This is a genomic window from Octadecabacter antarcticus 307 (genome assembly GCF_000155675.2).
Classification (GTDB): domain Bacteria; phylum Pseudomonadota; class Alphaproteobacteria; order Rhodobacterales; family Rhodobacteraceae; genus Octadecabacter; species Octadecabacter antarcticus.
This window is the reverse complement of record NC_020911.1, coordinates 4,137,251-4,162,050: the sequence shown is the minus strand read 5'-3', so window position 1 is coordinate 4,162,050 and position 24,800 is coordinate 4,137,251. Positions and strand designations below refer to the sequence as shown.

The 24,800-nt window shown below is 56.5% G+C and carries 22 protein-coding genes and 1 riboswitch; of the genes, 16 read left to right on the top strand and 6 right to left on the bottom strand.

Annotation, left to right across the window (positions count from 1 at the left end; genetic code table 11):
• Positions 1-9 precede the first annotated feature (9 nt).
• The 5 genes from OAN307_RS21275 (at position 10) to OAN307_RS21255 (ending at position 6,851) form a co-directional block, all read left to right on the top strand.
• The gene (locus OAN307_RS21275) at positions 10-2,373 is read left to right on the top strand and encodes a PIG-L family deacetylase (RefSeq protein WP_015501558.1); all 2,364 of its coding nucleotides are present in this window, start codon (positions 10-12) and stop codon (positions 2,371-2,373) included.
• Entirely contained in the window at positions 2,330-3,220 is an 891-nt protein-coding gene (locus tag OAN307_RS21270; RefSeq protein ID WP_217564366.1) for a DMT family transporter, read from the top strand. The genes OAN307_RS21275 and OAN307_RS21270 overlap by 44 nt, the downstream gene beginning before the upstream one ends.
• Before the next feature lie 207 nt (positions 3,221-3,427).
• Positions 3,428-4,387: a TAXI family TRAP transporter solute-binding subunit gene (locus OAN307_RS21265; RefSeq protein ID WP_044044201.1), complete on the top strand. Its 960-nt coding sequence runs from the start codon at positions 3,428-3,430 to the stop codon at positions 4,385-4,387.
• An 8-nt stretch (positions 4,388-4,395) separates the two neighbouring features.
• Complete coding sequence (locus OAN307_RS21260; protein WP_015501555.1) at positions 4,396-4,851, top strand: DUF1850 domain-containing protein; 456 nt, start codon at positions 4,396-4,398, stop codon at positions 4,849-4,851.
• A 5-nt stretch (positions 4,852-4,856) separates the two neighbouring features.
• On the top strand, positions 4,857-6,851 hold the full coding sequence (locus OAN307_RS21255) for a TRAP transporter permease (RefSeq protein ID WP_015501554.1): 1,995 nt from the start codon (positions 4,857-4,859) through the stop codon (positions 6,849-6,851).
• A gap of 28 nt (positions 6,852-6,879) precedes the next feature.
• Here the strand turns inward: OAN307_RS21255 and OAN307_RS21250 are convergent, their stop codons facing one another.
• A complete protein-coding gene (locus OAN307_RS21250) occupies positions 6,880-8,130 on the bottom strand; it encodes an Hsp70 family protein (protein ID WP_015501553.1) in 1,251 nt (416 codons plus the stop codon).
• 188 nt (positions 8,131-8,318) lie between these two features.
• Positions 8,319-8,403, top strand: a riboswitch (glycine riboswitch).
• 176 nt (positions 8,404-8,579) lie between these two features.
• Here OAN307_RS21250 and gcvT point away from each other — a divergent pair.
• From gcvT to gcvP, 3 genes are read left to right on the top strand one after another with little or no spacing between them, the layout of a single operon-like run.
• A complete protein-coding gene (gcvT, locus tag OAN307_RS21240; protein WP_015501552.1) occupies positions 8,580-9,701 on the top strand; it encodes a glycine cleavage system aminomethyltransferase GcvT in 1,122 nt (373 codons plus the stop codon).
• 29 nt (positions 9,702-9,730) lie between these two features.
• Positions 9,731-10,090 (top strand): glycine cleavage system protein GcvH, encoded by a 360-nt coding sequence (gene gcvH, locus OAN307_RS21235; RefSeq protein WP_015501551.1) that lies wholly within the window; start codon positions 9,731-9,733, stop codon positions 10,088-10,090.
• A 31-nt stretch (positions 10,091-10,121) separates the two neighbouring features.
• Positions 10,122-12,965 (top strand): aminomethyl-transferring glycine dehydrogenase, encoded by a 2,844-nt coding sequence (gcvP, locus tag OAN307_RS21230; RefSeq protein ID WP_015501550.1) that lies wholly within the window; start codon positions 10,122-10,124, stop codon positions 12,963-12,965.
• Positions 12,966-13,008: 43 nt separating this feature from the next.
• Here gcvP and OAN307_RS21225 read toward each other — a convergent pair whose 3' ends face one another.
• From OAN307_RS21225 to OAN307_RS21215, 3 genes are all read right to left on the bottom strand, one after another.
• On the bottom strand, positions 13,009-13,680 hold the full coding sequence (locus OAN307_RS21225) for a hypothetical protein (protein ID WP_015501549.1): 672 nt from the start codon (positions 13,678-13,680) through the stop codon (positions 13,009-13,011).
• A 15-nt stretch (positions 13,681-13,695) separates the two neighbouring features.
• On the bottom strand, positions 13,696-15,096 hold the full coding sequence (locus tag OAN307_RS21220) for a selenium-binding protein SBP56-related protein (protein WP_015501548.1): 1,401 nt from the start codon (positions 15,094-15,096) through the stop codon (positions 13,696-13,698).
• Between the two features lie 261 nt (positions 15,097-15,357).
• Positions 15,358-15,840 carry a hypothetical protein gene (locus OAN307_RS21215; RefSeq protein ID WP_015501547.1) on the bottom strand — a complete coding sequence of 161 codons (483 nt, stop codon included), beginning with the start codon at positions 15,838-15,840 and terminating at the stop codon, positions 15,358-15,360.
• A 235-nt stretch (positions 15,841-16,075) separates the two neighbouring features.
• Here OAN307_RS21215 and OAN307_RS21210 point away from each other — a divergent pair, with 235 nt between their 5' ends.
• The 8 genes from OAN307_RS21210 to OAN307_RS21175 all read left to right on the top strand — a co-directional run bounded on the left by OAN307_RS21210 (position 16,076) and on the right by OAN307_RS21175 (position 21,555).
• A complete protein-coding gene (locus tag OAN307_RS21210; RefSeq protein WP_245540912.1) occupies positions 16,076-16,903 on the top strand; it encodes an urease accessory protein UreD in 828 nt (275 codons plus the stop codon).
• Positions 16,904-17,206 (top strand): urease subunit gamma, encoded by a 303-nt coding sequence (locus OAN307_RS21205; RefSeq protein WP_015501545.1) that lies wholly within the window; start codon positions 16,904-16,906, stop codon positions 17,204-17,206.
• A 9-nt stretch (positions 17,207-17,215) separates the two neighbouring features.
• Positions 17,216-17,521, top strand: coding sequence for an urease subunit beta (locus OAN307_RS21200; protein ID WP_044044191.1), 306 nt, complete (start codon positions 17,216-17,218; stop codon positions 17,519-17,521).
• Positions 17,522-19,231 carry an urease subunit alpha gene (gene ureC, locus OAN307_RS21195; protein ID WP_015501544.1) on the top strand — a complete coding sequence of 570 codons (1,710 nt, stop codon included), beginning with the start codon at positions 17,522-17,524 and terminating at the stop codon, positions 19,229-19,231.
• Positions 19,232-19,240: 9 nt separating this feature from the next.
• Positions 19,241-19,690 carry an urease accessory protein UreE gene (locus OAN307_RS21190; RefSeq protein WP_015501543.1) on the top strand — a complete coding sequence of 150 codons (450 nt, stop codon included), beginning with the start codon at positions 19,241-19,243 and terminating at the stop codon, positions 19,688-19,690.
• Positions 19,680-20,318, top strand: a complete 639-nt coding sequence (locus OAN307_RS21185; RefSeq protein ID WP_015501542.1) for an urease accessory protein UreF — start codon at positions 19,680-19,682, stop codon at positions 20,316-20,318. The genes OAN307_RS21190 and OAN307_RS21185 overlap by 11 nt, the downstream gene beginning before the upstream one ends.
• An 11-nt stretch (positions 20,319-20,329) precedes the next feature.
• A complete protein-coding gene (gene ureG, locus OAN307_RS21180; protein ID WP_044045059.1) occupies positions 20,330-20,944 on the top strand; it encodes an urease accessory protein UreG in 615 nt (204 codons plus the stop codon).
• A 95-nt stretch (positions 20,945-21,039) separates the two neighbouring features.
• The gene (locus OAN307_RS21175) at positions 21,040-21,555 is read left to right on the top strand and encodes a hypothetical protein (RefSeq protein WP_245540911.1); all 516 of its coding nucleotides are present in this window, start codon (positions 21,040-21,042) and stop codon (positions 21,553-21,555) included.
• An 18-nt stretch (positions 21,556-21,573) separates the two neighbouring features.
• On the opposite strand, the gene cueR is transcribed toward OAN307_RS21175, so the two are convergent.
• Positions 21,574-21,966 carry a Cu(I)-responsive transcriptional regulator gene (gene cueR / locus OAN307_RS21170; RefSeq protein ID WP_015501539.1) on the bottom strand — a complete coding sequence of 131 codons (393 nt, stop codon included), beginning with the start codon at positions 21,964-21,966 and terminating at the stop codon, positions 21,574-21,576.
• The gene (locus OAN307_RS21165; RefSeq protein ID WP_015501538.1) at positions 21,963-24,452 is read right to left on the bottom strand and encodes a heavy metal translocating P-type ATPase; all 2,490 of its coding nucleotides are present in this window, start codon (positions 24,450-24,452) and stop codon (positions 21,963-21,965) included. Before OAN307_RS21165 ends, cueR begins: the two co-directional genes overlap by 4 nt.
• Positions 24,453-24,800: the final 348 nt, after the last annotated feature.

The window sequence follows — 24,800 nt, the reverse complement described above, 5'->3', positions numbered from 1 at the left end:
ACCCGTCTTATGCCCCAGTTCGTGCCGCTGTCAGATCAGGTCAAAATAGCAAATGAACGTGACCGCCCGCGCATTGTGGCGCTTTGGCAGGCTTTGACGGCGTTGAAATCCACCGTGTCCTTTATGAACACGGGCGCGCATCCTGATGATGAGGACTCAGCGATGTTGGCTGCGCTCCGGTTTCGTGACGGGGTGGATATTTCCTATGCCTGTTCGACCCGCGGCGAAGGTGGGCAAAATGACATCGGCACCGAAGTGGCCGCATCCCTTGGCACATTGCGCACCGCTGAAATGGAAGCGGCCAGTGATAGGCTGGATTTGCGGATGTATTGGCTGTCGGTCAGTCCCGATGATCCGATCACAGATTTTGGGTTTTCCAAGTCCGGTGTTGAAACATTGGCGAAATGGGGGCGCGCGCGCACGCTGGCGCGTTTTGTTGATATTATCCGTATGGAACGGCCTGATATTATCTGCCCGACATTTCTGGATGTGCCCGGTCAACACGGCCACCACCGCGCGATGACGCAAGCGGCGCATGATGTGATGTCCCTTGCCGCCGATCCCGAATATGATGCCAGTGATCTGGCCGCGTGGCAGGTCAAAAAGCTGTATCTGCCTGCCGTGTCGGGGGCTGGGCAGGCTTACGATGACGACTTGCCACCGCCGCCCGCAACACTTGTCATTCCCGTGCGGGGCCGCGATCCGGTGACGGGATGGTCTTATGCGCGCATCGGTCAGCAAAGCCGCGCAATGCACGCCACGCAGGCCATGGGGCGCTGGGTTCGTGCAGGGGATGAAACGGACAGTCCGCTGCATCTGGCGCAGAGTTTTGTGCAAGGTCCCGACGATGGGCTGGCATCAGGTCTGGCCGCGACCCTGCGCGATCTTGCGGTGCCGGAAATTTCTGGTGATGTGACGGCGGCGCAAGACGCGTGCGATGCGGCACTCGCCGCTTTCCCGGATGCGCGAGCGGTTCTAACGCACGCCTGTGCTGCGTTGCAGGCGGTGCGCGGGGCCATATTAAATTGCCCGCCCGCCGCGTGGCCTGACATCGGCCATAAATTGCGCCGCAAGGACCAACAGCTTATCCGCGTGATCCATCTGTCTGCGGGTGTCGACGTGCACGGCTGGCTGGAGGATGACATTTTACGTCCCGATGACGCCACCACATGGGACAGCGAAGTCTGTGTCGATGCGGGCCAAGTTACCGTTATGCCAAAGGTACCGACAGGCTGGGCTATTGATGGGCCGCATATCAGGCTGGGGGCGGATGCTGCGGTCAGCGACCCGTATCCGGCGATTTATTTGCCCGATCTGCCACGTGCGCCGTGCATGGATGTGGCGATTAAGATTCATGGCATAAACGCTGTGCGCAGTGTTTCGTTCGATGTGTCCCCCATCGTTTTACCGCAGTGTTCGGCTGCGCTGTCGCCAGTGGCAGATGTGATCAATCTGTCGAAGGATCGCCGCAGTTTTACGCTTCAAGTCAGTGAAATCTCGCCTGCGTCCGCGAAAGTGGGGCTTACTTTGCCGCAGGGTTGGACGTTCACACAAAGGGATGGCGCGTTGAAGGTGACTGTGCCGGATGATGTTCAGGCGGGACTTTATGGTCTTGCGCTGACCCTCGACGGGCAAGAGGCCCCAAGCGTTAGCCACATTCGTCGTGACCCTATTGCGCCGCGCGTTTTGGTGCGTCGCGCCACTGCGCAAATCCGTGTCGTCGCGGCTGCGCTGCCGCAGGTGCGTGTCGGCTACATTGGCGGCGGCAACGATTCCGTTGGGCATTGGCTGGACCGGATGGGCGTTCCTGTCACCGATCTGTCCGAGGCAGTGCTGAGCGACGGGGCGCTCGCGCAGTGCGATACCTTGGTGGTTGGTATTTTTGCCATGAAATTCCGCGCTTGGCTGGCTGATGCGATGCCGCGCATTCATGACTGGGTGCGAGAAGGCGGGACGCTGGTCACGCTGTACCATCGCCCATGGGACAACTGGAATCCGGACGCGACTGCGCCCTACAAATTAGAAATCGGTCAGCCATCACTTCGTTGGCGGGTTACGGATGAGAACGCGGCGGTCACTATTCTGGCCCCAGACCATCCGCTGCTGCGCGGACCCAACAAGATCGGGGCAGCGGACTGGGCTGATTGGCACAAAGAGCGCGGGTTGTATTTCGCCAAAGACTGGGACGCCGCCTATGTTGCGCTGGTTGCGATGAACGACGCGGACGAGGCACCGTTGAAGGGTGCTATATTGGCAGCTGATGTTGGAAAGGGTCGGCATGTCCACACGTCGTTGATCCTGCATCACCAGATGGAAAAACTGACCCCTGGTGCGTTCCGCATTATGGCCAATCTGCTTGCAAGACGAGGGTAATCTACCGCGCAACGGGTTAGCGGCCGGTTGGCTGTTGGCCGATATGGCGTTGAACATTTGGGCGCTGGCCATCGTTAAGGCGCTGGGCCTTGGCTACCCTGCGTTCCAACTGGTTTTTTTGCGCGCGGGTGTCGGGTTCTTGCTGATGCTGCCATGGATTTGGCGCTACCGCAGTGCGTTCGTCGGCCTGACCGATCTGCGGCTTCATGCGCTGCGTGTCGGCTTTTCTGCGATTGCGCTGACGGCGAGCTTTTTTGCAATCTCGCGCGTGCCACTGGCCTTATTCACCGCCGTCAGTTTCACCCGTCCGATCCTGACGATGATCGCGGCGGCGTGGCTATTGCGCGAAGTCATCACGCGGGATCGCTGGATCGCTGCTGTTGTGGGGTTGGTCGGCGTGGTGATTGCGGTTGATCCATCCAGCCTGACGGGCGGTTGGGGTTTGGCGGCGCAGGGGCTGGTGGTTGTGGCGGCGACGGGGGCGGTGATTGCGACCCGAAAACTTGTCGCGGCGCCGACTGTTGTGATGATGACGTTTTACACCGCAGGATTGGCAATTATCACAGCCCCCTTCGCTGTTGTGGGCTGGCAGCCGATCCCGATCAGCCAATGGCCCCTACTGGCCGCCATTGGGGTCTTTGCCCAAGCTGCGCAATTCTGCTTTTTGCGCGCGCACCGCTTTGGTCAGGCAGGTTTCTTGGCGGTGCTGTCTTATGCGAGCTTGGTTTTTTCGACCACAGTTGGCTATCTGGTCTTTGACGAACTGCCCCAGCCGGGCTTCTGGGTTGGGGCGATTCTTATCCTAGCGGCTACGAATTGGATCGTTCTGCGGCGGCGCCCAATTTAGCGGGTGGGTTTTTAGGGGCCGAGTTTGCAGATCAAAGCAGCTAGAATGAGTTGGAATGCAGTATTTTGGGCAGGGAACGGCGACTTTGCGTTGATAGAGCACACCTTGGCGCGGCAAAGATTAATCAACATATCCAAGCGTCTTGAAAGTGTCTGTCACATCCCTAAGGTGGTGCGAGCAACAATGGACCTATGGGAGGACCTAACTATGAAATTCTTTAAAACACTTGCGGCTGCGACGCTGGTCGTGGCAGCGCCCGCCTTTGCGCAGGAACAGCTTTCGGTCGCCACTGGTGGAACTGGTGGCGTCTATTATCCGATGGGCGGCGGTCTTGCTGAGATCATCAATAACCATGTCGACGGTTACGCGGCGACAGCCGAAGTCACTGGCGCGTCCGTTGAGAATATGGGCCTGATTGCGACGGGTGATGCGGATGTCGCGCTGGCGCTCGCGGACACGGTCCTGCAAGCCTATGAGGGCACGGGGCGATTTGAAGGTCAGCAATTGCCGATGGTCCGCGCGATTGGCGTAGCCTATGCAAACATGGTGCAGATCGTGACATTGGAAGGCAGCGGTATCACGTCGCTTGAAGACATGGTCGGCAAGCGCATTTCAATCGGCGCACCGGGGTCGGGCACCGAAGTGAACGCAGAACAAATCCTGTCAGCCAATGGCATTTCCTATGATGACATTGACGAACAACGCCTGAATTTCAACGAAACTGCTGATGCATTGGCAAACGGCGATATCGACGCGGGCTTCTGGTCAGTTGGCGCACCGACGTCGTCAATTCTGAACCTTGCGACGACCAATGATATCGTGATGATTGAACTTGGCGCGGATGCACTTGCGGCGGCTGACGCATCCAACCCAGTGTTTGCAGTGACGACGCTGGCTGGTGGAACGTATACTGGCGTGGACATGGATATTTCCGTGATCGGTGTGCCAAACGTTCTGGTCGTATCGTCGGAAATGTCGGACGATCTGGCCTATGCGATCACCAGTGCGATGTTTGAAAATATCGCTGATCTTCGGGCGGTACACCCCGCTGCGAACCAGACAACGGTCGAATTGGCCTTGTCTGCATCGCCGATCCCACTGCACCCCGGTGCGATCCGTTACTTTGAGGAAATCGGTGCGACGGTCCCAGACGCCCTGCGTCCGTGACACGATCTATGGGAGGGGGGCTTTGTGCCCTCCTCCTGTCTTTTTGCGCAACAGTCGCGCAATCGGGTAGCCTGACCGCAACCCATGTTGACACTGACAGAATTCTTGCGGTGTTCGACGTGCCTGAGGGGGCTGGTTGGTGTGTGCTTTGGCATCATTCTGTCCAAGGGTTCGAGGTGGCGGATTGCTATGAAAACCGGGATGGCAGGATGGTTCTGGTCCGTTCCCACCAGCCGGATTTCGCCGCTGGGCTTGGCCATATTCCAGGTCGCGGCGCGCAAACGTCGGACGGGCATGGTGGGTATTGGATCGAAGGCATTGATGAACCTGTGCGAGGCAACGCCTATATCCTGCGCCCGGGTGCGGGATTTGTAGATCACCGAATTCGGATGGGCGGGACCGAAGTCTCGCTTTCGGCACTTGCACCGCGTGCGCGCGTGCGCATCGCTTTGACAGGGAACTAAACGATATGACCACCGAACTTGCCGAACGTCCGCCGATGCCGCAACCGACCATCGCGACGCCGCACATCCTGCTGCGGGTGATTGCTGTCGTTGGCATCGCGCTGTCCCTGTTTCAGCTTTACGCTGCGGGCGTGCAGCCTCTTGGCCTGTTTTTCCAGCGCCCGATCCATTTGGGATTTATCTTGGTGCTGTGCTTTTTGATCTATCCGGTCTTTGGCCAGAACCGCCCACGCGGTGCCCTTGGGTGGGCCATCGACGGCGGGCTTATCATCTGCGCGGTGCTGGTTGGCGGTTGGGTGCCGATCAACATCGACATCATCGCCAACGCGATCTTTCCGCGCCAGATTGATGTCTTTGTGGGGATCATCACGACATTTATTGTCCTAGAGGGCGCGCGGCGCGCTGTTGGTTTGGGCATGACGATCATCGGGGCGACGTTCATTGTCTATGCTTTTGCGGGCGGTCGTGGAGAGTTGCCGTTTCTTGCCGATTGGATGCCAGGTATTCTTAACCATCGGGGTTATTCGTTAGATCGATTGGCGAGCCAGTTGACCCTTGGGGCCGAAGGTATTTTTGGCCTTCCACTTGGCGTTGCGGCCACGTTCATTTTCGTTTTCGTGCTGTTCGGCGCGTTCCTAGAAGTCACCGGTGCGGGCAAGTTTTTCATTGATCTGGCCTATGCGTCAACGGGTCGCCAGCGTGGCGGTCCGGCTAAGGCAGCTGTGATCGCATCGGCGGGCATGGGATCCATCAGCGGGTCGGCGATTGCCAATGTTGTGACGACGGGGGCGTTTACGATTCCGTTGATGAAACGGCTTGGCTACACACCCGCGCAGGCGGGCGGGATTGAGGCCGCGGCGTCAACCGGCGGGCAGATCATGCCGCCGCTGATGGGTGCCGGGGCGTTCCTGATTTCCGAATTTACGCAAGTGCCATACGTTGACATCGTGATCGTGTCGATCTTTCCGGCGTTCCTGTATTTTGGTGCGGTTTATCTGCTGGTCCATATTGCGGCTGTTAAACAGGGCATGACTGGATTGTCGCGTGATCAATTGCCTTTGGTGCGCAGCGTGATGGCCGATGGCTGGCATTTTCTGTTGCCGCTGGTGGCGCTCGTGTGGTTGCTGGTCGCCGGATATTCGCCGATGCGCGTCGGGTTCTACGCCATTCTATCGGTGATCGCGGCGGCATCGGCCCGCGCATTATGGCGCTACGCATCCGACCGACCGACGCTGGATGGTCTTGTTGCACTTTGCAAACGCGGGCTGACATTGAGCGCGCAAGCGATGGAACTGGGCGCGCGCAATGCGGTCGCGGTGTCGATGGCCTGTGCTGTGGCGGGAATTATCGTCGGCGTTGTCGGGTTGACCGGACTTGGCCTGAAATTCTCATCGATGATGATCGCGTTTTCGGGTGGTAACATCGTGTTGGCGCTGATCCTTGTGCTGTTGGCAAGTCTGATCCTTGGCATGGGTCTGCCGGTGACTGCCGCCTATATCGTGCTGATCATTCTTGTGGGCCCGGCGCTGACATCTGAATTCGGCATTCCGCTGTTGATCGCGCATCTGGTGGTGTTCTGGTATTCGCAAGACAGCAATGTGACGCCACCTGTGGCCTTAGCGGCCTTTGCGGGGGCGGCGATTGCGGGTTCGAAACCGTTGGAAACCAGTATCCAGTCGTGGAAGTTTGCGAAGGGTTTGTATCTGATCCCGCTGTTCATGGTGTTCAATGAAAGCATCATCCTTGGGGGACCGATACCGTTGGTGGTCTGGAACGGGTTTTTAGCAATTGTTGCGCTAACCGCATTTGCCGCCTGCCTAGAAGGGTTCCTGTTCGCGCCGATCAACATGGTGCAAAGGCTGGTGATTGTGCCGGGTGTGGTCGCGGTGTTCTGGCCTGATCTGCTGATCGAAAGTGTCGGCGCTGCCGTCTTAATTGTTGTGCTGGGCCTGAATTGGGCCAAAAGCCGACGGGAGCGGTCTGTTATCGAATTGGCGTGACGGGCTTGCTGTCTTTTTAGACCGATCGCTATTTTCGCGCAGAGGCGAGGGCGAGCCCGTCTGCAACGGCTGAAAACACTTCGGTGAAGGTGTGCTGCGCATCTGGAAAACGCATTCCCATTGTCTGCGTCACCATGTTCATCAGGCTTGAGCCCCCGACGTAGATCACCCTGTCGATCCGCGCCGCATCCACCCCCGCGAGATCCAGCGTCTCTTGCGCCGTCACCAGCAAGGTTTTGGCGTAGGGTGCAAGCACACTGGAAAGCGCGTCAGTCGATAGGGCTGCGGACAAGCCTTTTTCAATCTGGCCCAAAGCAATCAGTGAATTTTCGTCCCCGCCGTTCGCGGCGATCTTGCCCTGCTCTACGGCGAACGCGACCTCATGGCCGAGTTCATGTTCCAGCACGGCAGCAAGGCGGCCTAGTTTTTCGGGTTCAATCGCAAGGCGCAGCATTCCATCAATCAAGCGGCGGGTTTGCGCAGTATAAAGAAACGGAATTTTTTCCCACGTTGCCAGATCGTTGAAGATCGCCCGTGGCACGGGCGTTGTGCCCGGCCCCATAACCTTGCGCAGCGCGCCGCCTTTCCCGAGCAAGGGCATCACACGATCAATGCTGATGGCGCGATCAAAATCGGTCCCGCCAACCCGTACCCCGTGATTGGCGAGGATTTCGACACCGGCATTTCTCGATCGAAACACCGAAAAATCCGACGTCCCGCCGCCAATGTCGACGATCAAGCCTATTTCGCCTGCGTTCTCTAACGCGCCGCTCGCGATTGCGGCGGCTTCGGGTTCATCAACGAACGAGACGTCTTTGAAACCGGCGGCGATGTAGCAGGCGTGCAAATCCGCTTCAGCCTGCGCCTCGCGCGGATCGCCCATGGCGTGAAAAACCACTGGCCGGCCAGAAACGACACGGTCAAACGTCAGGCCCGTCTCGGCCTCGGCCTGGGTTTTGACGTGGCGCAAGAAGCGGGCAATGATGTCGACGAATGTTACGCGCTTGTTCAAAATTTGGCGCGGTTGGTGCATCAGCGTCGTGCCAAGAACGCGTTTGAGCGCACGCATGAACCGCCCGTCGTCCCCGTCGAGCAACGCTTGGTTGGCAGCGTGACCCATCAGGGTTTCGCGGGTTTCGTAGTCAAAGAAAAAGGTCGTTGGAAAGCTGGTTTGCCCCAGTGCGATTTCAATCAGCTGCGGCTTTGCGTTGTGCAAAAAGGCAGCAGCTGTATTGGACGTGCCAAAGTCGATGCCCAAAGAATGACTGTGCGCAATCATGGCGAACCCTATTGAAAAATGAGACGAAGCGCGGAGAGGTAGGTGCAGATGTGTCGGGCGTCAAGCCCTGACATGGATTGCGGGGATGTCGATGCCGTTTGAGTATAATCCAATGGCCAAGATCAATATAATGACCAAGACTAATATATTGTGTTTGACCCCCCGTGACCGACAGGGCAATGTCATTAAGATCAACGTCGGGAGAACCAGACAACTGGTGCCGAAGGAGCAACCGCCTCGGAAACTCTCAGGCCAACGGACCGATGTTGATACTAAACTCTGGAGAGTGGCACGTTATATTGTGCCCGCCGAAGGGATAGCAATCTCAGGCGCGCTTAAAGAAGCGCACGGACAGAGGGGGCATCATATGCGAGGGCTTTGGCCGTCGTACTGACGTGGTGCCGCAGGATGAACAATTTTCCGACTGGCGAATATGAAAGAGGCTGTCGATGTCCGAGCTATTGCACACACCGCTCCATGATTTGAACGTCGAACTGGGGGCAAAGATGGTGCCATTTGCGGGCTATGCCATGCCGGTGCAATATCCCATGGGCGTCCTGCAAGAACACATTCACACCCGCGAGAAAGCTGGACTTTTTGATGTGAGCCATATGGGGCAGGTGATCATCAAGGGCGACGATTATGCGGTGGCGGCTTTGGCGCTTGAGACACTCGTCCCTGTTGATATCCTTGGTCTGCAACAAGACCGCCAGCGGTACGGGTTCTTTACCAATGATGCGGGCGGGATCATGGATGATCTGATGGTCGCGAACCGTGGGGATCATATTTTTGTCGTCGTGAACGCCGCGTGCAAACCCGCTGATATCGCGCATATGAAGGCCAAACTGGACGGTGTGACCGTGACTGAGATCACTGATCGCGCATTGCTTGCCCTGCAAGGCCCTGCAGCCGAAGCGGTCCTGACAGCGCTGAACCCGAAAGCCGCAGACATGCGGTTTATGGATGTCGCGACGCTGATGCTGGGTGATGCAGAATGCTGGATATCGCGGTCAGGCTATACCGGTGAAGATGGCTATGAGATATCGGTGCCAGCCGCGCAAGCTGTTGATCTGGCACGGCACCTGCTGTCACACGACGACGTTGCAGCCATTGGTCTTGGCGCACGCGATAGCCTGCGAATGGAAGCTGGACTTTGCCTTTATGGTCACGACATCGGCACCGACACGACGCCGGTACAGGCTGCGTTGAATTGGGCAATCCAGAAAGCGCGGCGCACAGGTGGTGCGCGGGCGGGCGGGTTTCCGGGGGCAGATGTTGTGTTGGCCGAATTTACCAACGGTGCGCCCACAAAGCGCGTTGGTCTAAAACCAGAGGGGCGCGCGCCGATGCGCGAGGGCGTTGTGCTGTTTGCCAACACCGAAGACGAGGTCCCGATTGGGGAGATCACATCGGGCGGTTTTGGTCCGACAATCGGTGGCCCGATGGCCATGGGGTATGTTGGGACCGCGCAAGCCGTTGAAGGCACCGTCATTTACGGCGAGCTTAGAGGTAAACGCCTGCCGCTGACCGTTACGAAGCTTCCGTTTACGCCTGCAAATTTTAAACGCTAAATCACACGCTAAATAACCGGAGAACCGATATGAAATTCACTGAAGAACACGAATGGCTACGCGCCGAAGACGACGTCATTGTTGTCGGCATCACGGAACACGCGACGATGCAGTTGGGCGATATTGTCTTTGTTGAATTGCCCGAAGTTGGCACCACGGTCGTAAAAGACGAAGAAATCGTGGTCATTGAAAGCGTCAAAGCCGCCTCAGATATTATGGCGCCCATTGATGGCGAAATCACCGAAGTAAATACTGCGCTGACGGACAATCCTGCGCTGGCAAATGAAGATGCGATTGGCGATGGCTGGTTCTTTAAAATCAAACCATCAGACCCGTCGCAGATGGACGGCCTGATGGATGAAGCCGCCTACAACAAGATGATTTCTTAACGCCCTGATACCTTTACGAGCGGAGCCCGTCATGACCTTTACCCCCACCGATTATCTGCCTTACGACTTTGCCAACCGGCGCCACATCGGGCCATCCCCTGCGGAAATGGTCGAGATGCTAAAAGTCGTGGGGGCGGCAGATCTTGACGCGCTTATGGAAGATACTTTGCCGCAGAAAATCCGGCAGGCAAAGCCGCTCGATTTTGGGAAACCGATGTCTGAACGCGAACTTTTGCATCATATGAAGGTTGTGGCATCAAAGAATAAGGTCCTGACGTCGTTGATTGGGCAGGGATATCATGGGACGGTCACGCCGCCCGCGATCCAACGCAATATTTTCGAAAATCCCGCGTGGTACACCGCCTACACCCCTTATCAGCCGGAAATTTCGCAAGGCCGCCTTGAGGCGCTTTTGAATTTCCAAACAATGGTGTCTGATCTGACAGGATTGGAAATCGCGAACGCGTCGCTATTGGATGAGGCAACCGCCTGTGCAGAGGCGATGACAATGGCGCAGCGGGTCGCCAAAACCAAAGTTAAGGGCTTTTTCATCGACGAAAACTGTCATCCGCAAAACATTGCCGTGATGAAAACCCGCGCGGCACCTTTGGGGATAGAAATTACGATTGGTGCGCCGGATGATCTGGACGCTGCAACCGTTTTTGGCGCGATTTTCCAGTTTCCGGGAACCTATGGTCATCTGCGCGATTTCACGCCCGAGATGGAAAAACTGCACGCCACGAAAGCCATCGGAATTATTGCCGCTGACCCGCTGTCGCTGACATTGCTGAAAGAACCCGGTGCAATGGGGGCCGATATTGCGGTTGGCAGCACACAGCGATTTGGTGTGCCAGTGGGTTACGGCGGCCCGCATGCGGCCTATATGGCGACGAAACAATCCTATGCGCGTTCCATGCCCGGACGGATTGTTGGCGTGTCGATTGACAGCCATGGCAACCGCGCATACCGCCTGTCGTTGCAAACCCGCGAGCAACATATCCGCCGCGAAAAAGCGACCAGCAATGTCTGTACAGCGCAGGCGTTGTTGGCGGTTATGGCAGGCTTTTATGCCGTGTTTCATGGCCCCGAGGGTCTGCGTGCAATCGCCCAACGCATTCACCGCAAAACCGCCCGTCTGGCCGAAGGGTTGAAGATGGCAGGGTTCGACATCCGCCCTGTGACGTTCTTTGACACCATCACTGTCGACGTTGGCCCGCTGCAAGCTGCGGTGATGAAATCGGCGGTAGACGAAGGCATCAATCTGCGCGCTGTTGGGGATACGAAGATCGGCATCACACTGGACGAACGGACCCGTTCGGACACAATTGAAGCCGTCTGGCGGGCCTTCGGGATTGAGCGCGCGGACAAGGATTACACGCCGCACTATCATGTGCCTGAAAAACTGATCCGCAGGTCTGACTACCTCACGCATCCTGTGTTTCACATGAACCGCGCAGAAACGGAAATGATGCGTTATATGCGTCGTCTGGCCGATCGTGATCTTGCGCTGGACCGCGCGATGATCCCGCTGGGGTCGTGCACGATGAAACTGAACTCTGCGGCGGAAATGATGCCCGTGTCGTGGGACGAATTTGCGCTGCTACACCCCTACGTACCGCGCGATCAAGCGGCGGGGTATATGGAAATGATCGATGATCTGTCAGCAAAGCTGTGTGATGTCACAGGCTATGACGCGATTTCCATGCAGCCCAATTCGGGCGCACAGGGGGAATATGCAGGTCTATTGAGCATCGCAGGATATCACCGTGCAAACGGTCAAAGCCATCGCAACATCTGCCTGATTCCGATGTCGGCGCATGGCACCAATCCGGCGTCTGCCCAAATGGTTGGCTGGAAGGTTGTCCCAGTTCAATCGGCCGCAAATGGCGACATTGATCTGGATGATTTTCGTGCCAAAGCGCAACAGCACGCCGATAATCTTGCGGCGTGTATGATCACTTATCCATCGACCCACGGGGTGTTTGAAGAAACTGTGATCGATGTGTGTCAGATCACCCATGACCACGGTGGGCAGGTCTATATTGACGGCGCGAATATGAACGCGATGGTCGGTCTGTCGCGCCCCGGCGATCTTGGCGGCGACGTCAGCCATTTGAACCTGCACAAGACGTTCTGTATTCCGCACGGCGGCGGTGGCCCGGGCATGGGGCCAATTGGCGTAAAAGAGCATCTGATTGCCCATCTGCCCGGCGATCCAACAACTGGAGACGGGGCGGTGTCGGCTGCTGCATTCGGATCACCGTCACTGCTGCCGATTTCATGGGCCTATTGTTTGATGATGGGGGGCGACGGCCTGACCCAAGCGACCCGTGTTGCGATTTTGAATGCCAACTACATTGCCAAGCGGCTCGAGGGGGCGTTTGATGTGCTTTATAAGGGGCCAACAGGGCGTGTTGCCCATGAATGTATCATCGACACGCGCCCGTTTGCCGAGAGCGCCAATGTTAGCGTTGATGACATTGCCAAACGCCTGATTGATTGCGGTTTTCACGCCCCAACGATGAGTTTCCCTATCGCGGGCACCCTGATGATCGAACCAACCGAGTCCGAAAACAAAGCCGAGCTTGATCGGTTTTGTGACGCCATGTTGGGTATACGGGCGGAGATTGCCGAGATTGAAAATGGCACGGCGCACCCGCAGAATAATCCGCTGATGAACGCGCCGCACACGATGGAAGACCTCGTGAAAGACTGGGACAGACCCTATAGTCGTGAGGTCGGGTGTTTCCCTGCGGGGGCATTTCGTGTCGACAAATACTGGCCATCCGTGAACCGTGTGGACAACGTTTGGGGGGATCGCAACCTGACCTGTACCTGTCCGCCGATGGACACCTACGCCGAAGCGGCGGAGTAGCAAAACATCGAACACCCCACGACGCGGGGTGTTCGATGGGCGATCAATGGCCGCTATACGCGGAATAGATGCCAAATGTGCCAACCAAGATGAGGCTTAGCGCCCAGACAAGATCAAGATTGAACCACGTGCGCGACAGGAATTTCAGGCCCAGCCATATATAAATCGCCACGGCAATAATCCCGCCCGCGGCGGTCATGGCGACGGTATGCACAGCGGCCACTGCAAAGGCCATTGCGACGGTGTTGCCCATCAAGCTTTGTGCCGCGAGGTGACCCGCGTCGTCTGCGCCGACGGCACACAGCCCGAGATAAATTGGCACCAACATCAGGCCTGCCCCGTGTGCCATTGCCGCCAAAAACGACCACAGCACCAGCCGCGCCGGATGTATCCGTGCCAGAATTTTCGGATGGCGGCGGTTGATTAAAAGATAGACGCCCATGGCGATCACCAAAATCCCTGCAGCGACGCGGAATTCCAGATCCCATTCGATCAACACCACCATCAGCGAAAACGGCAGTAAAATCCCGATCATGGCTAGAAAATGCCCGAGGGCGAGCATGGCCAGTGCGCTCGGCATGGCCTTGTGTTTGCGTTCCATCAATGCGGCGGACACCGCAAGCGGCCAGCCCATACCGGGGTTTATTCCGTGGTAAATCCCCGAAAAAATGACGGCCCCCCAAAGGGCCGTCATTGATGTTAAATCAGAGATCATTTAGACTGCTTTCATTCAGACTGACGGGTAGCAGAAGCTATCAGTCGAACAATCCCCGCCTTCAAGCCGGATTTGATGCGAACGCAGGCCTTTGGGGAAGTCGACGTAGAAGTCTTTGTTCAACGTCAGCCCGCCGTTTTCACCGACGTCCGCCATGACCATCTGCCCGCCTTCGTCGTCGGGATAGAACTGGTCATCCCACGTAGAATAAAGCGAATTGGTCCAATAGACGCGTTTTCCATCGCGGCTAATTTCGACCATCTGCGGCCCGTAGGCGAAACCTTTGCCGTTGGGATGTTTGTGCCCCTTTGCGATGCCGCCAAGTTCGACTTTGCCCGCCAAAACGGGGTTCATCGGATCACTGACGTCATACTGGTGCATTTCGCCCAATCCCCAGCACGCGACATAAAGGTATTTGTCATCAAGGCTGAGGTCGATATCCGTAACCAGAGGTGGAACTGCGCCGAAGCCTTTTAACAGGGGCGGCAGATTGTCCGCATCTTCGGGGCGAGGATCGATCGTGATGGTTTTCTTGGATTGCCACACGCCATCATCGTCGCGCCACCACGTAAAGATCGCGCCTTGCAGGTTGGTCGTGTCGACGACGACACCGCAGAAGCCATAGGACTTGGTGGGATCGTGGGCGGGGCGAATTTCCAACGCCATCTGGTAGTTTTCACCGAAGTCCATCGTCTGAATATTCTTGCGCGCGCGTAGATCCCAGAAATGGATGGAGTGGCCGTATTTGTTGGACATCAGGTCTTCGGGCACGACGCCGTTTTCAAACTGTGGTGGCAGACCCCATTCGGAACTGACCATGTAATCTTGCGGCAGGTTCCACCAGAAATCGTAGTGTTTGTCTTGCTTCCCACGGTCCATTTCGTACTGGCCGATGATCTCAAACGTTTCGCAATCCATAATGAAGATACCGGGGGGGCCGTCGGTGCCATCTTTGCCGCTGCCACCTAGACAGGACACATAGATACCTTCGGGTCCGCAATGGATCGTATGCGGGCGCGAATAGCCAGTCTTGGCGAACAGTTCTTCGGGTTCAATGGTCTTGTGGATGTGCGCCTTCAGCGGTTCCTTCACGTCGATGATATAGATGCGCGAGGACCGGATGCCGGGCACAATCAAATATCGGCGTTCAAGGAATGCGTGGCCCGATAGCGGAGACAACGAAGACGAACAGGCGTTCCAGCCGAAGTGGTGAAATTCATCGCCTTTGTTGGGTGCGATCACTTGGTGCACAATTTCGCCGTATGTGTCGGACCCCGGTTTCAAATCAATGACGGCAATACCATCAGATTGCGACCCGTCAGGGCTGAGCATCACGGTGAATGCGTAATTCTCTATTGGGGCTTCCATCGCCAATTTAGGCGATGCGTGAAATGTTGGATCAGGTCTAAGGTTCATGTCTTTCCTCCCAGATAAAAATGAATGCCCTGTTTGGGTCTGTTGGTTTTGGGCAATCCTTGGCCACGGTGACTTCTGTGTCTTTACAGTCTGCTAGGATTCAAAATCGGTCAATACTAATGATACCGGTCCGAAGTTTCGGCGGGTTTTGAACGCTGGTTTTTGAGTGAGAAAAGAAGGGTGGCGGACAGGACGGACAATATTTGAACGCTTCCCCGCCAAGATCTGCCTGCTGATGGAATTTGGCGTTAAACGACAAAGTTAATTCCGGCAAAGTCCGGACATCGTTTTAATCGCTGCGCGAGACCCTGAAAGCGTAAAGTCCAAGGGTTGGCTGTTCGTGATGCGCAAACGCAGCGCGCTGCCGAACCTTATCGCGTCCTGAATTTGCGATGGCGATTGTGCTGCGGGGTTGGTTGCACTGACGTATGTGTCGTTCAACCCGTTGTAGACCGCGAAATTGCCGAGGGATTGGCCATCAATCACCATTTCAGTCGCAGAGAACGGTGGCTGGGGCTGCATCATTGCCGGACCCGCCAAGATCATCGCGTAACCGCAGCTTACCCCGAAGGTGTATTCGCCATCCTGCGTATCAATCCAAGCGGCGGGCTGGGTGTAGCATTCTTCGCCGCAATAGCCTTGGTGTGCCGGTGTCGTGTACCAGACGTCGGCGTGTGCGATGGTCGAGGCCGAGATCAGCGCCATTGCAAAAACGAGCCGGATAATGGCCAGATATCTTGTCATAGAAACCGTCCTTTCTTTTGCGCGTTGATGATTTGTTTCTAGTGGCATTGGCGCGACGTGGCCAATGAAACCTAAGCTTCGCAAGGCGCTTAATATTTGCCTTTGCCGCCCATTTATTGTGCAGGAGGGGTTTTCTGCGGCGCATTCGGACGGTGCGCACTGGCTTTCGGGTTCAACCGTATTTTAGCGTCAAGCAACTGCACAGCTTTGTAAGGACGCCGTAATCAATACTCTGGTGCGCACACCGACCTGGGATATGGCCAGCGCGCAACCACGGGCGCGGGGCGCTATAAAACTGTCGGTTAAAGCCACTGACTTTGGGACTGGCATCCGAAACCTGCGGCAATCAGGATCGTCCAAAGCGATATTTCCACGACCTCGTACAAATGGGCTTGAAACCGTGCTGGTGAATACCGCGGGCGGCGTGACTGGTGGGGATGCTTTTGAAACGGATATTTGCGGCGAACCCCAAACACGGCTGACAGTTACGACGCAAGCGGCCGAACGCGCCTACCGCGCGCAACGTGGTGAGATTGCGCATGTCAGCAACCGTCTTGAGCTGCGCGGCAACGCCCGTTTGGACTGGTTGCCGCAAGAAACGATCCTCTTCAACACGTGCGCTTTTGAACGCTCACTTCGGGTTGCGATGGACGTACAGTCAACGTTGCTGTTGGTCGAACCGCTGGTGTTTGGACGCGCGGCGATGGGGGAAAGCTTGACCGACTGTCATTTCAAAGACCGGATCGAAATCACCCGCGATGGCGATCCTTTGTTCCTCGATTCATTGGTGTTGGCGGGTGACGCCGCCACGCATTTGGCGCGCCCGAATGTTGCGGGTGGGGCAGGTGCCATGGCATCGGTTATCTATGCGTCTCCCGACGCGGAAACCTATCTCAGCCAAATTCGCGCGCTTCTACCAGAAACATCCGGCGCAAGCCTGATCCGCGATCAGCTTTTGTATATCCGCGTGTTAGCGCACGATAGTTTCGAGCTGCGAAAATCACTGGTGCCAATTCTAAATTGCCTTAACACCTCATCTCTCCCTCGATCTTGGATGCTCTGAATGCAACTTTCCCCGCGCGAAAAAGACAAATTGCTGATCTCAATGGCCGCCGAAGTGGCCCGAAAACGGCTTGCCCGTGGGGTTAAGCTGAACCATCCCGAAGCGATTGCATTGATCACCGACGCGGTCGTGGAAGGTGCACGAGACGGGCGTTCGGTCGCTGATATGATGGAGGCAGGTGCGCACGTCATCACCCGTGAGCAGTGCATGGAAGGCATCTCTGAGATGATCCACGACATTCAGGTCGAGGCGACGTTCCCCGATGGAACCAAGCTGGTCACCGTCCACAATCCCATTCGTTAGAGGTTTGCTATGATCCCTGGAGAATTGATGCCTGCGAGCGGCACAATCACATTGAACGAAGGCCGCGAGGCGATCACGCTGATGGTTGCCAATACAGGCGATCGGCCTGTGCAGGTTGGCAGCCACTATCATTTTGGTGAGGCCAACAGCGCATTGGATTTTGATCGCGCGGCGGGCCGGGGCATGCGGCTTGATATTGCCGCAGGCACCGCCGTTCGATTTGAACCCGGTCAGCGACGTGAGGTCCAGTTGATCGCGATTGGTGGGGCGCGGCGGATATTTGGGTTTAACCAGCAAGTTATGGGGGATCTTTGAATGGCGACGAAAATTGCACGCGCAGATTATGCTGCAATGTTTGGCCCGACAACGGGTGATCGGTTGCGGTTGGCGGATACCGATCTGATCATTGAGGTCGAACGCGACCTGACGACCTACGGTGAGGAGGTCAAATTTGGTGGCGGTAAAGTCATTCGTGATGGCATGGGGCAGGCCCAGACCACCCGTGCGCAGGGCGCTGTTGATACGGTCATTACCAATGCGCTGATTGTTGATCATTCGGGAATTTACAAAGCCGATGTTGGATTGAAAGACGGGCGTATCCACAAGATCGGCAAGGCGGGAAACCCTGACACCCAGCCAAACGTCGACATTATCGTCGGTCCGGGAACCGAGGCCATTGCAGGCGAGGGGCGCATCCTGACGGCGGGTGGGTTTGATTCACACATCCACTTTATCTGTCCGCAGCAAATGGAGGAGTCGCTGCATTCCGGTGTCACCACCTGTTTTGGTGGCGGCACGGGGCCAGCACATGGCACGCTTGCCACCACCTGCACACCGGGGCCGTGGCACATTGGCCGGATGCTGCAATCGTTTGACGGTATCGCAATGAACATCGGTCTGGCCGGCAAAGGCAACGCCAGCCAGCCAGCCGCTTTGGTTGAAATGGTCAACGCGGGTGCGTGTGCGCTGAAACTGCACGAAGACTGGGGCACCACGCCGGGGGCGATTGATTGCTGCCTGTCAGTTGCCGACGACATGGATGTTCAGGTGATGATTCACACGGACACGCTGAACGAATCCGGTTTTGTAGAAAACACTGTTGCAGCGATCAAGGGCCGTACGATCCATGCGTTCCACACTGAGGGTGCGGGCGGCGGGCATGCGCCTGACATCATCAAAATTTGTGGCATGGAAAATGTCCTGCCATCGTCTACAAACCCGACGCGCCCGTTCACTGTGAACACGCTGGAAGAACACCTCGATATGTTGATGGTCTGTCACCACCTCGACAAATCGATCCCTGAAGACGTGGCCTTTGCCGAAAGCCGTATCCGGCGTGAAACCATTGCCGCAGAAGATATCCTGCACGACATGGGCGCGTTTTCGATCATTGCGTCCGACAGTCAGGCAATGGGCCGCGTTGGCGAGGTTCTGATCCGCACATGGCAAACCGCCGACAAGATGAAAAAGCAACGCGGACGACTGCCCGATGAGACGGGTGAGAACGACAATTTCCGCGTCCGGCGTTACATTGCCAAATACACAATCAATCCTGCCATCGCCCACGGCGTGTCAAAACACATCGGATCAATTGCTGAGGGTAAACGGGCCGATCTGGTTTTGTGGAACCCCGCGTTTTTTGGTGTGAAACCTGAAATGGTGTTGATGAACGGGATGATCGTTGCGGCCCAGATGGGTGATCCCAATGCGTCGATCCCGACGCCGCAGCCGGTGTATTCACGCCCGATGTTTGGCACCTATGGGCGCGCGCTTCTGGAAACGTCGGTTTGTTTTGTGTCTGGGGCCGCGCAAGACGCCAATGTGCGCGACACTTTGGGCTTGGGCAAACAGACACTGGCCGTGGAAAACACCCGCAATATTGGCAAAAAGGACTTGTTGTTGAACACGGCCACGCCCGAGGTTGAGGTTCATCCAGAAACCTATGAAGTGCGCGCGGACGGTGAATTGCTGACCTGCGAACCAGCCGAAGTTTTACCGATGGCGCAACGGTATTTTATGTTCTGAAGGGTTACGATGTCAGATTTGATAAGCCAGACAATTAAACGTCACGCACACGCTTTTGAACCGGTGGGCCGTTGCACGCTAACCTATCATGGCCGTTTTTTGCGCCGTAGAATGCTGTCGACGGATGCGGGGTTGGCGTTTTTAGTGGACCTTGAACATACGGAATCCCTGAACCATGGCGACGCCTTTATCCTGTCGGATGGCACACTGATTGAAGTGCTTGCCGCACAAGAACCGCTGATCGAAATTAGGGGTGATGATTTGGTGCGGATCGCGTGGCACATCGGAAATCGCCACACCCCTTGTCAGATTGAATCAAGCCGTTTGTTGATCCAGCCCGACCATGTCATCGAAGCATTGATGCTGAAAATTGGCGCGTCGGTGACGAAGGTGGTTGAGCCTTTCATTCCCGAAGGCGGTGCATATGGCCATGGGCGGACCCATAGCCATGCCCACTGAATTGGCGATTTTGACATTGGCGCAATGGTTTTCGCCCGCCTATCCGATCGGGTCGTTTGCGTATTCGCACGGGTTGGAATGGGCGATTGAAACGGGAAATGTGCACGACTTGGCGACCCTTGCCGCATGGGTTGGTGACACTTTGGAATTCGGGTCAGGCCGCAACGATGCGCTGTTTTTGGCTGCCGCCTATCGCAGTGCTGATCCGATGAATGTGGACAGTATCTGCCGTGCGTTTGCACCGTCCAAGGAACGGCTCAAGGAAACTGATCTGCAAGGTGCGGCGTTTGCGGATATCACATCGGCGATTTGGGGGCACGACCTTGCGCCTATGACGTATCCGGTCGCTGTTGGTTGGGCGGCGCAACTCAGCGAATTGCCCCTTGCCCTTACCAGTCAAATGTATCTCCAAAGCTTTGCCAGTTCGCTTATCAGTGTCGGGATGCGGCTGGTCCCATTGGGACAACGCGACGGTCATACGCTGATCCAAAGTCTGGCGCCCTTGTGTTGCCGGATTGCTGACCAGACCGCCCAAGGAGATTTGGATGATCTGTCAGCGATGGCATTTTTGCCAGACATCGCATCGATGAAACACGAAATCCAATATTCAAAGGTCTTCAGAACATGAGCACCCCAAACATGACTGGCCAGAATGGGCCGCTTCGGATCGGTATTGGCGGACCTGTTGGTGCGGGCAAAACAACGTTAACGGCCGCGCTTTGTACGCTGTGGCGTGACATCTATTCTGTTGGCGTCATTACCAACGACATCTACACTCAAGAAGATGCCGACGCGTTGGTTCGGATGCAGGTTCTGCCGTCTGATCGGATAATTGGCGTTGAAACTGGCGGCTGTCCGCATACAGCGATCCGCGAAGACGCGTCGATCAATCTGGCGGCGATTGCGGAAATGAAAGGTCGGCATCCGGACATAGAAATCATCTTGATTGAGAGCGGTGGTGATAACCTTTCAGCGACTTTCAGCCCTGAACTGGCGGACATCACCATTTACGTGATCGACGTGGCCGCAGGCGAAGAAATTCCGCGTAAGGGCGGCCCCGCAATCACCAAGTCCGATATCCTTGTGATCAATAAAACCGACCTCGCGCCACATGTGGGTGCCGACTTAAGTGTCATGGAACGGGATGCCAAATTGATGCGTCAGGCGCGCCCGTTTGTATTCAGCTCATTGCGCCATAAGGTCGGCGTTGAAGCGATTGCAGACTTGGCGTCAAAAGTTGGCGGATTGCGCTGACCGTAAAACTTGACGCCGCGAGCTGAGATAAGCGCCCGCGCCACTATCATTCCTAGCCCCGTAGCTTAAGGGGGATGGAACCTTAAGGAGAATGGATGATGGAAGCGACACAGAGCGTGCCTGAACTGGTTGCAGCGGCGCAGGCCAATGCAAAGATGCAAGAGGGTCGGATTGCGGAAGCTCAGGTCCTGATGGGCGGACAGAACGGGTCCGACGCCCAAGTTGAAGACCTGTCCATTGCGACTGTTGCGCTTGAATTGGCGGCGGTCGATATCTTTTCTGTCTTTGAGGCGCGGATGCAGCACCATTTCAAGCGCGGCCCATTTTCGCGCAAATTAAAATCCCTGCTGTTGCAAGCTGGAAAAACGGACCTCGCCGATAGGGTCCACCAATATTATCTGGCGGTCAATGTGCTCAAGCATGGCACAGGCGCGAGTTATCGCGAATTGCTAAATGCCCCGAGCCCACTTGTTGCTGTGAAACCCGTTGGTGAAGCTGTTGCGGATGAGGCTGATGCCCCTGCAAACCTTATAGATGTAACTCTGCCTGGCTTTTTTGATGGGCTAACGAAAACCATTCTTGAGGCGCACCATTTTCTTGAAAAGAAATAGGGTCACGCGCGCAATCCGTCACAGCGATTGAACATCCAAGGAATTCAATATCGGGCAATCGGGCCGGTTATCACCCGCGCATGCCCCGATGAGATGGTTCAGGGTTTGTTGCATTTCGATTAGGTCCGCAATCTTTTGTTCGATCTTGGCAAGATGGTCGCGGGCAATTGATTTCACGTCTGCGCTGGATCGATTCTGATCCTCATAAAGTGCAAGCAGGTTGCGGCAGTCTTCGATGCTAAACCCAAGGGCGCGCGCCCGGCCTAGAAACGTGAGTTTATGGAGGTCTTGTTGGCGAAACGCGCGGTAGCCATTGGTGTCGCGCAACGGTTTGATGAGATTGATGTCCTCATAGTAGCGGATGGTTTTTGCGGGCAGACCAGAGCGGGTCGCGATTTCACCGATGTTCATGATGTGGCTCCGATTGGCGAAAGTATTGATGTCTGCGACAAAACGTTCGTGTCAGTCAGGGCAGGCGTCACGCGGCGCAGACGCAGGGCGTTTGACACCACGAAAACCGAACTGAGCGCCATGGCCCCAGCCGCCAACATGGGAGACAGCAATGTACCTGTGATCGGGTAAAATACACCCGCCGCGACAGGTAAAAGGGCCGCGTTATAGGCAAATGCCCAGAACAGGTTCTGACGGATGTTGCGCATGCTGGCCTGACTAATCTTTAGCGCGTTGACCGCCCCGACCAGATCACCCGACATCAAAACAACATCGGCGGCTTCAATCGCAACATCCGTTCCGGTGCCAATCGCGATGCCGGTGTCGGCGGCAGCCAGCGCGGGCGCATCGTTGATCCCGTCCCCGACGAAGGCCACTTTTCCATAGCGGTCCCGAAGGCTTTGCACTGCGGCAACTTTGCCGTCAGGCATGACTTCTGCCACGACGTGTTCGATCCCCAGTTCGCGCGCAATTGCATGTGCGGTCACGGTGTTGTCGCCCGTTATCATCGCCACCTTGAGGCCCATTGAGTGCAGAGCAGAAATCGCATCTGCGGTGGTGGGTTTGATCGGGTCGGACACGCCAATCACGGCCGCGATCTGTCCGTTGATTGCGGCAAACAGCGGCGTCGCGCCGGTTTGGGCAAGCGCATCTGCCGATTGCGCATATTCACCAAGATCAACGCCTTCTTGCGTCATGAACCGATCAGCCCCGACCAGCACCGTCTTGCCGTTCGCAATTCCGCGCACGCCCAGTCCGGTGATCGACGTAAACCCCGTCACGTCTGGAAGGTCATAACCCGCCGCTGCGCGCACAATTGCGCTGGCGATGGGGTGTTCTGACTGTGCCTCAAGTGCTGCAATTAGGGGGAGGGCGGTTTCGCGAGTCCAGCCTGATACTGTGTCCAACGTGGTCAGTTCTGGCGCGCCAGCGGTCAGCGTACCTGTTTTATCAAGGGCGATAACCTTGCTTTCTTGAAGGCTTTGCAATGCGTCGCCTTTGCGAAACAGCACGCCCATTTCCGCCGCGCGGCCCGTTCCGACCATGATGGATGTGGGGGTCGCCAGACCCATTGCGCAGGGGCAGGCGATGATCAACACGGAAACGCCCGCGACCAGTGCCAACCCTAAGGCGGGATCGGGTCCGAAGATTAACCATGTCAAAACCGTCGCCGCGGATAATCCCATGACGATGGGGACGAACACGCCGGTGATCCGATCAACCATCGACTGAATGGGCAATTTTGCGCCCTGCGCGTTTTCGACCATCACGATGATCTGGGACAGCACGGTGTCTGCGCCAACAGCTGTGGCGCGAAAGGTCAGCGCGCCGGTGCCATTGATCGTGCCGCCCACGACAACATCGCCGGCTTCCTTGGAAACGGGAACAGGTTCGCCGGAAATCATGCTTTCGTCGATGAATGTCTGGCCACCAACGACGGTTCCATCGGTCGCAACCCGCGCGCCGGGGCGCAGATGCACGATGTCCCCGTTTACGACTTCTGACAGCGCCAGTTCGATGATTTCGCCACCGCGTTCCACCAAGGCAGTCGCAGGTTGTAGGTCAACCAAACGTTGGATCGCGGCCCCCGTCCGCCCCTTGGCCCGCGCTTCGAGCAGGCGACCCAGTAGGATGAGCGTGACGATGACGCCCGCGGCCTCAAAATAGACAGCAGCGGTGCCTGCGGGGAAAATTGACGGCGCAAACAGCGCAAGGGTCGAAAAGGTCCATGCCGCGAGGGTGCCCAATGCCACAAGCGAATTCATATCAGGGGCACCACGCAGCAGGGCAGGCAGGCCCTTTTTGTAGAACCGCCAGCCCGGTCCGGCCATCACGATTGAGATCACGATAAACTGAAACATCCAGCTGTTTTGGGTTCCGATTGTGCGTTCGACCCACATGTGCATGCCGGGGATGAAATGGCTGCCCATCTCAATCAGGAACACGGGAAACGTCAGCAGGCCTGCCATGAGCGTTGCGCGATAGAGCGCCTGTTCTTCTTGTTCTTTGCGGTCGTTGTGCGCGTCATTGGCCTGTGGAACGATGGTTTCATATCCCGCTGCCGTCACCGCCCGCGCGAGGTCTTCTGGTTTTATCGCCCCGTCCAGAAACATGACGCTGGCGGTTTGGGTGGCGAGGTTCACAGAGGCGTCGAGCACGCCGGTCTGAGACTTTAACATGCGTTCAACCCGACCGACGCAGGACGCGCAGGTCATGCCATTGACCTGTAATCGCGTGGTGGTCTGGCGGGCTGGATACCCGGCGGCCGACAAGCGTTCAGCGACCTCTGGCAGCGTAATGGTGTCCGATGAAAACGTCGCAGTTTCAGTTGCAAGGTTAACCGAAACATCGGTCACACCATCAATTTTACTGATGACCTTCTCAGCGCGCCCGACGCAGGATGCGCAGGTCATTCCTGACAGGCTAAGGCGATGCGATGTGGTCATTTTCAAACTCCGATTCTTTTGCTTCTGACACTTTAGATGGAGGTTCCACTAACTGGAAGGTCAAGTGTGCCTTGAAAATGTATCCTCTACCTGACCTTCCTGCACTGGAAACTTCTTCAGTGCTGGCAAAAGTAGGAGCGCCATCACCGCCTTGTACAAGGATGCGACGATAGACATTGATCTTGATGCCAAGATTTTGATGCCAAGACGGTTGGCGGCGAAAGCAAAAAAACTGCGGCCAAAATTATGGGTGCGCTGGACTTGATCAGGTTTTAGCCACAGCGATTGCCGTGCGTCTGACCCAGACGCCTCGACGCACAGAACAAGAAGAATGCTGATTCATTTCAT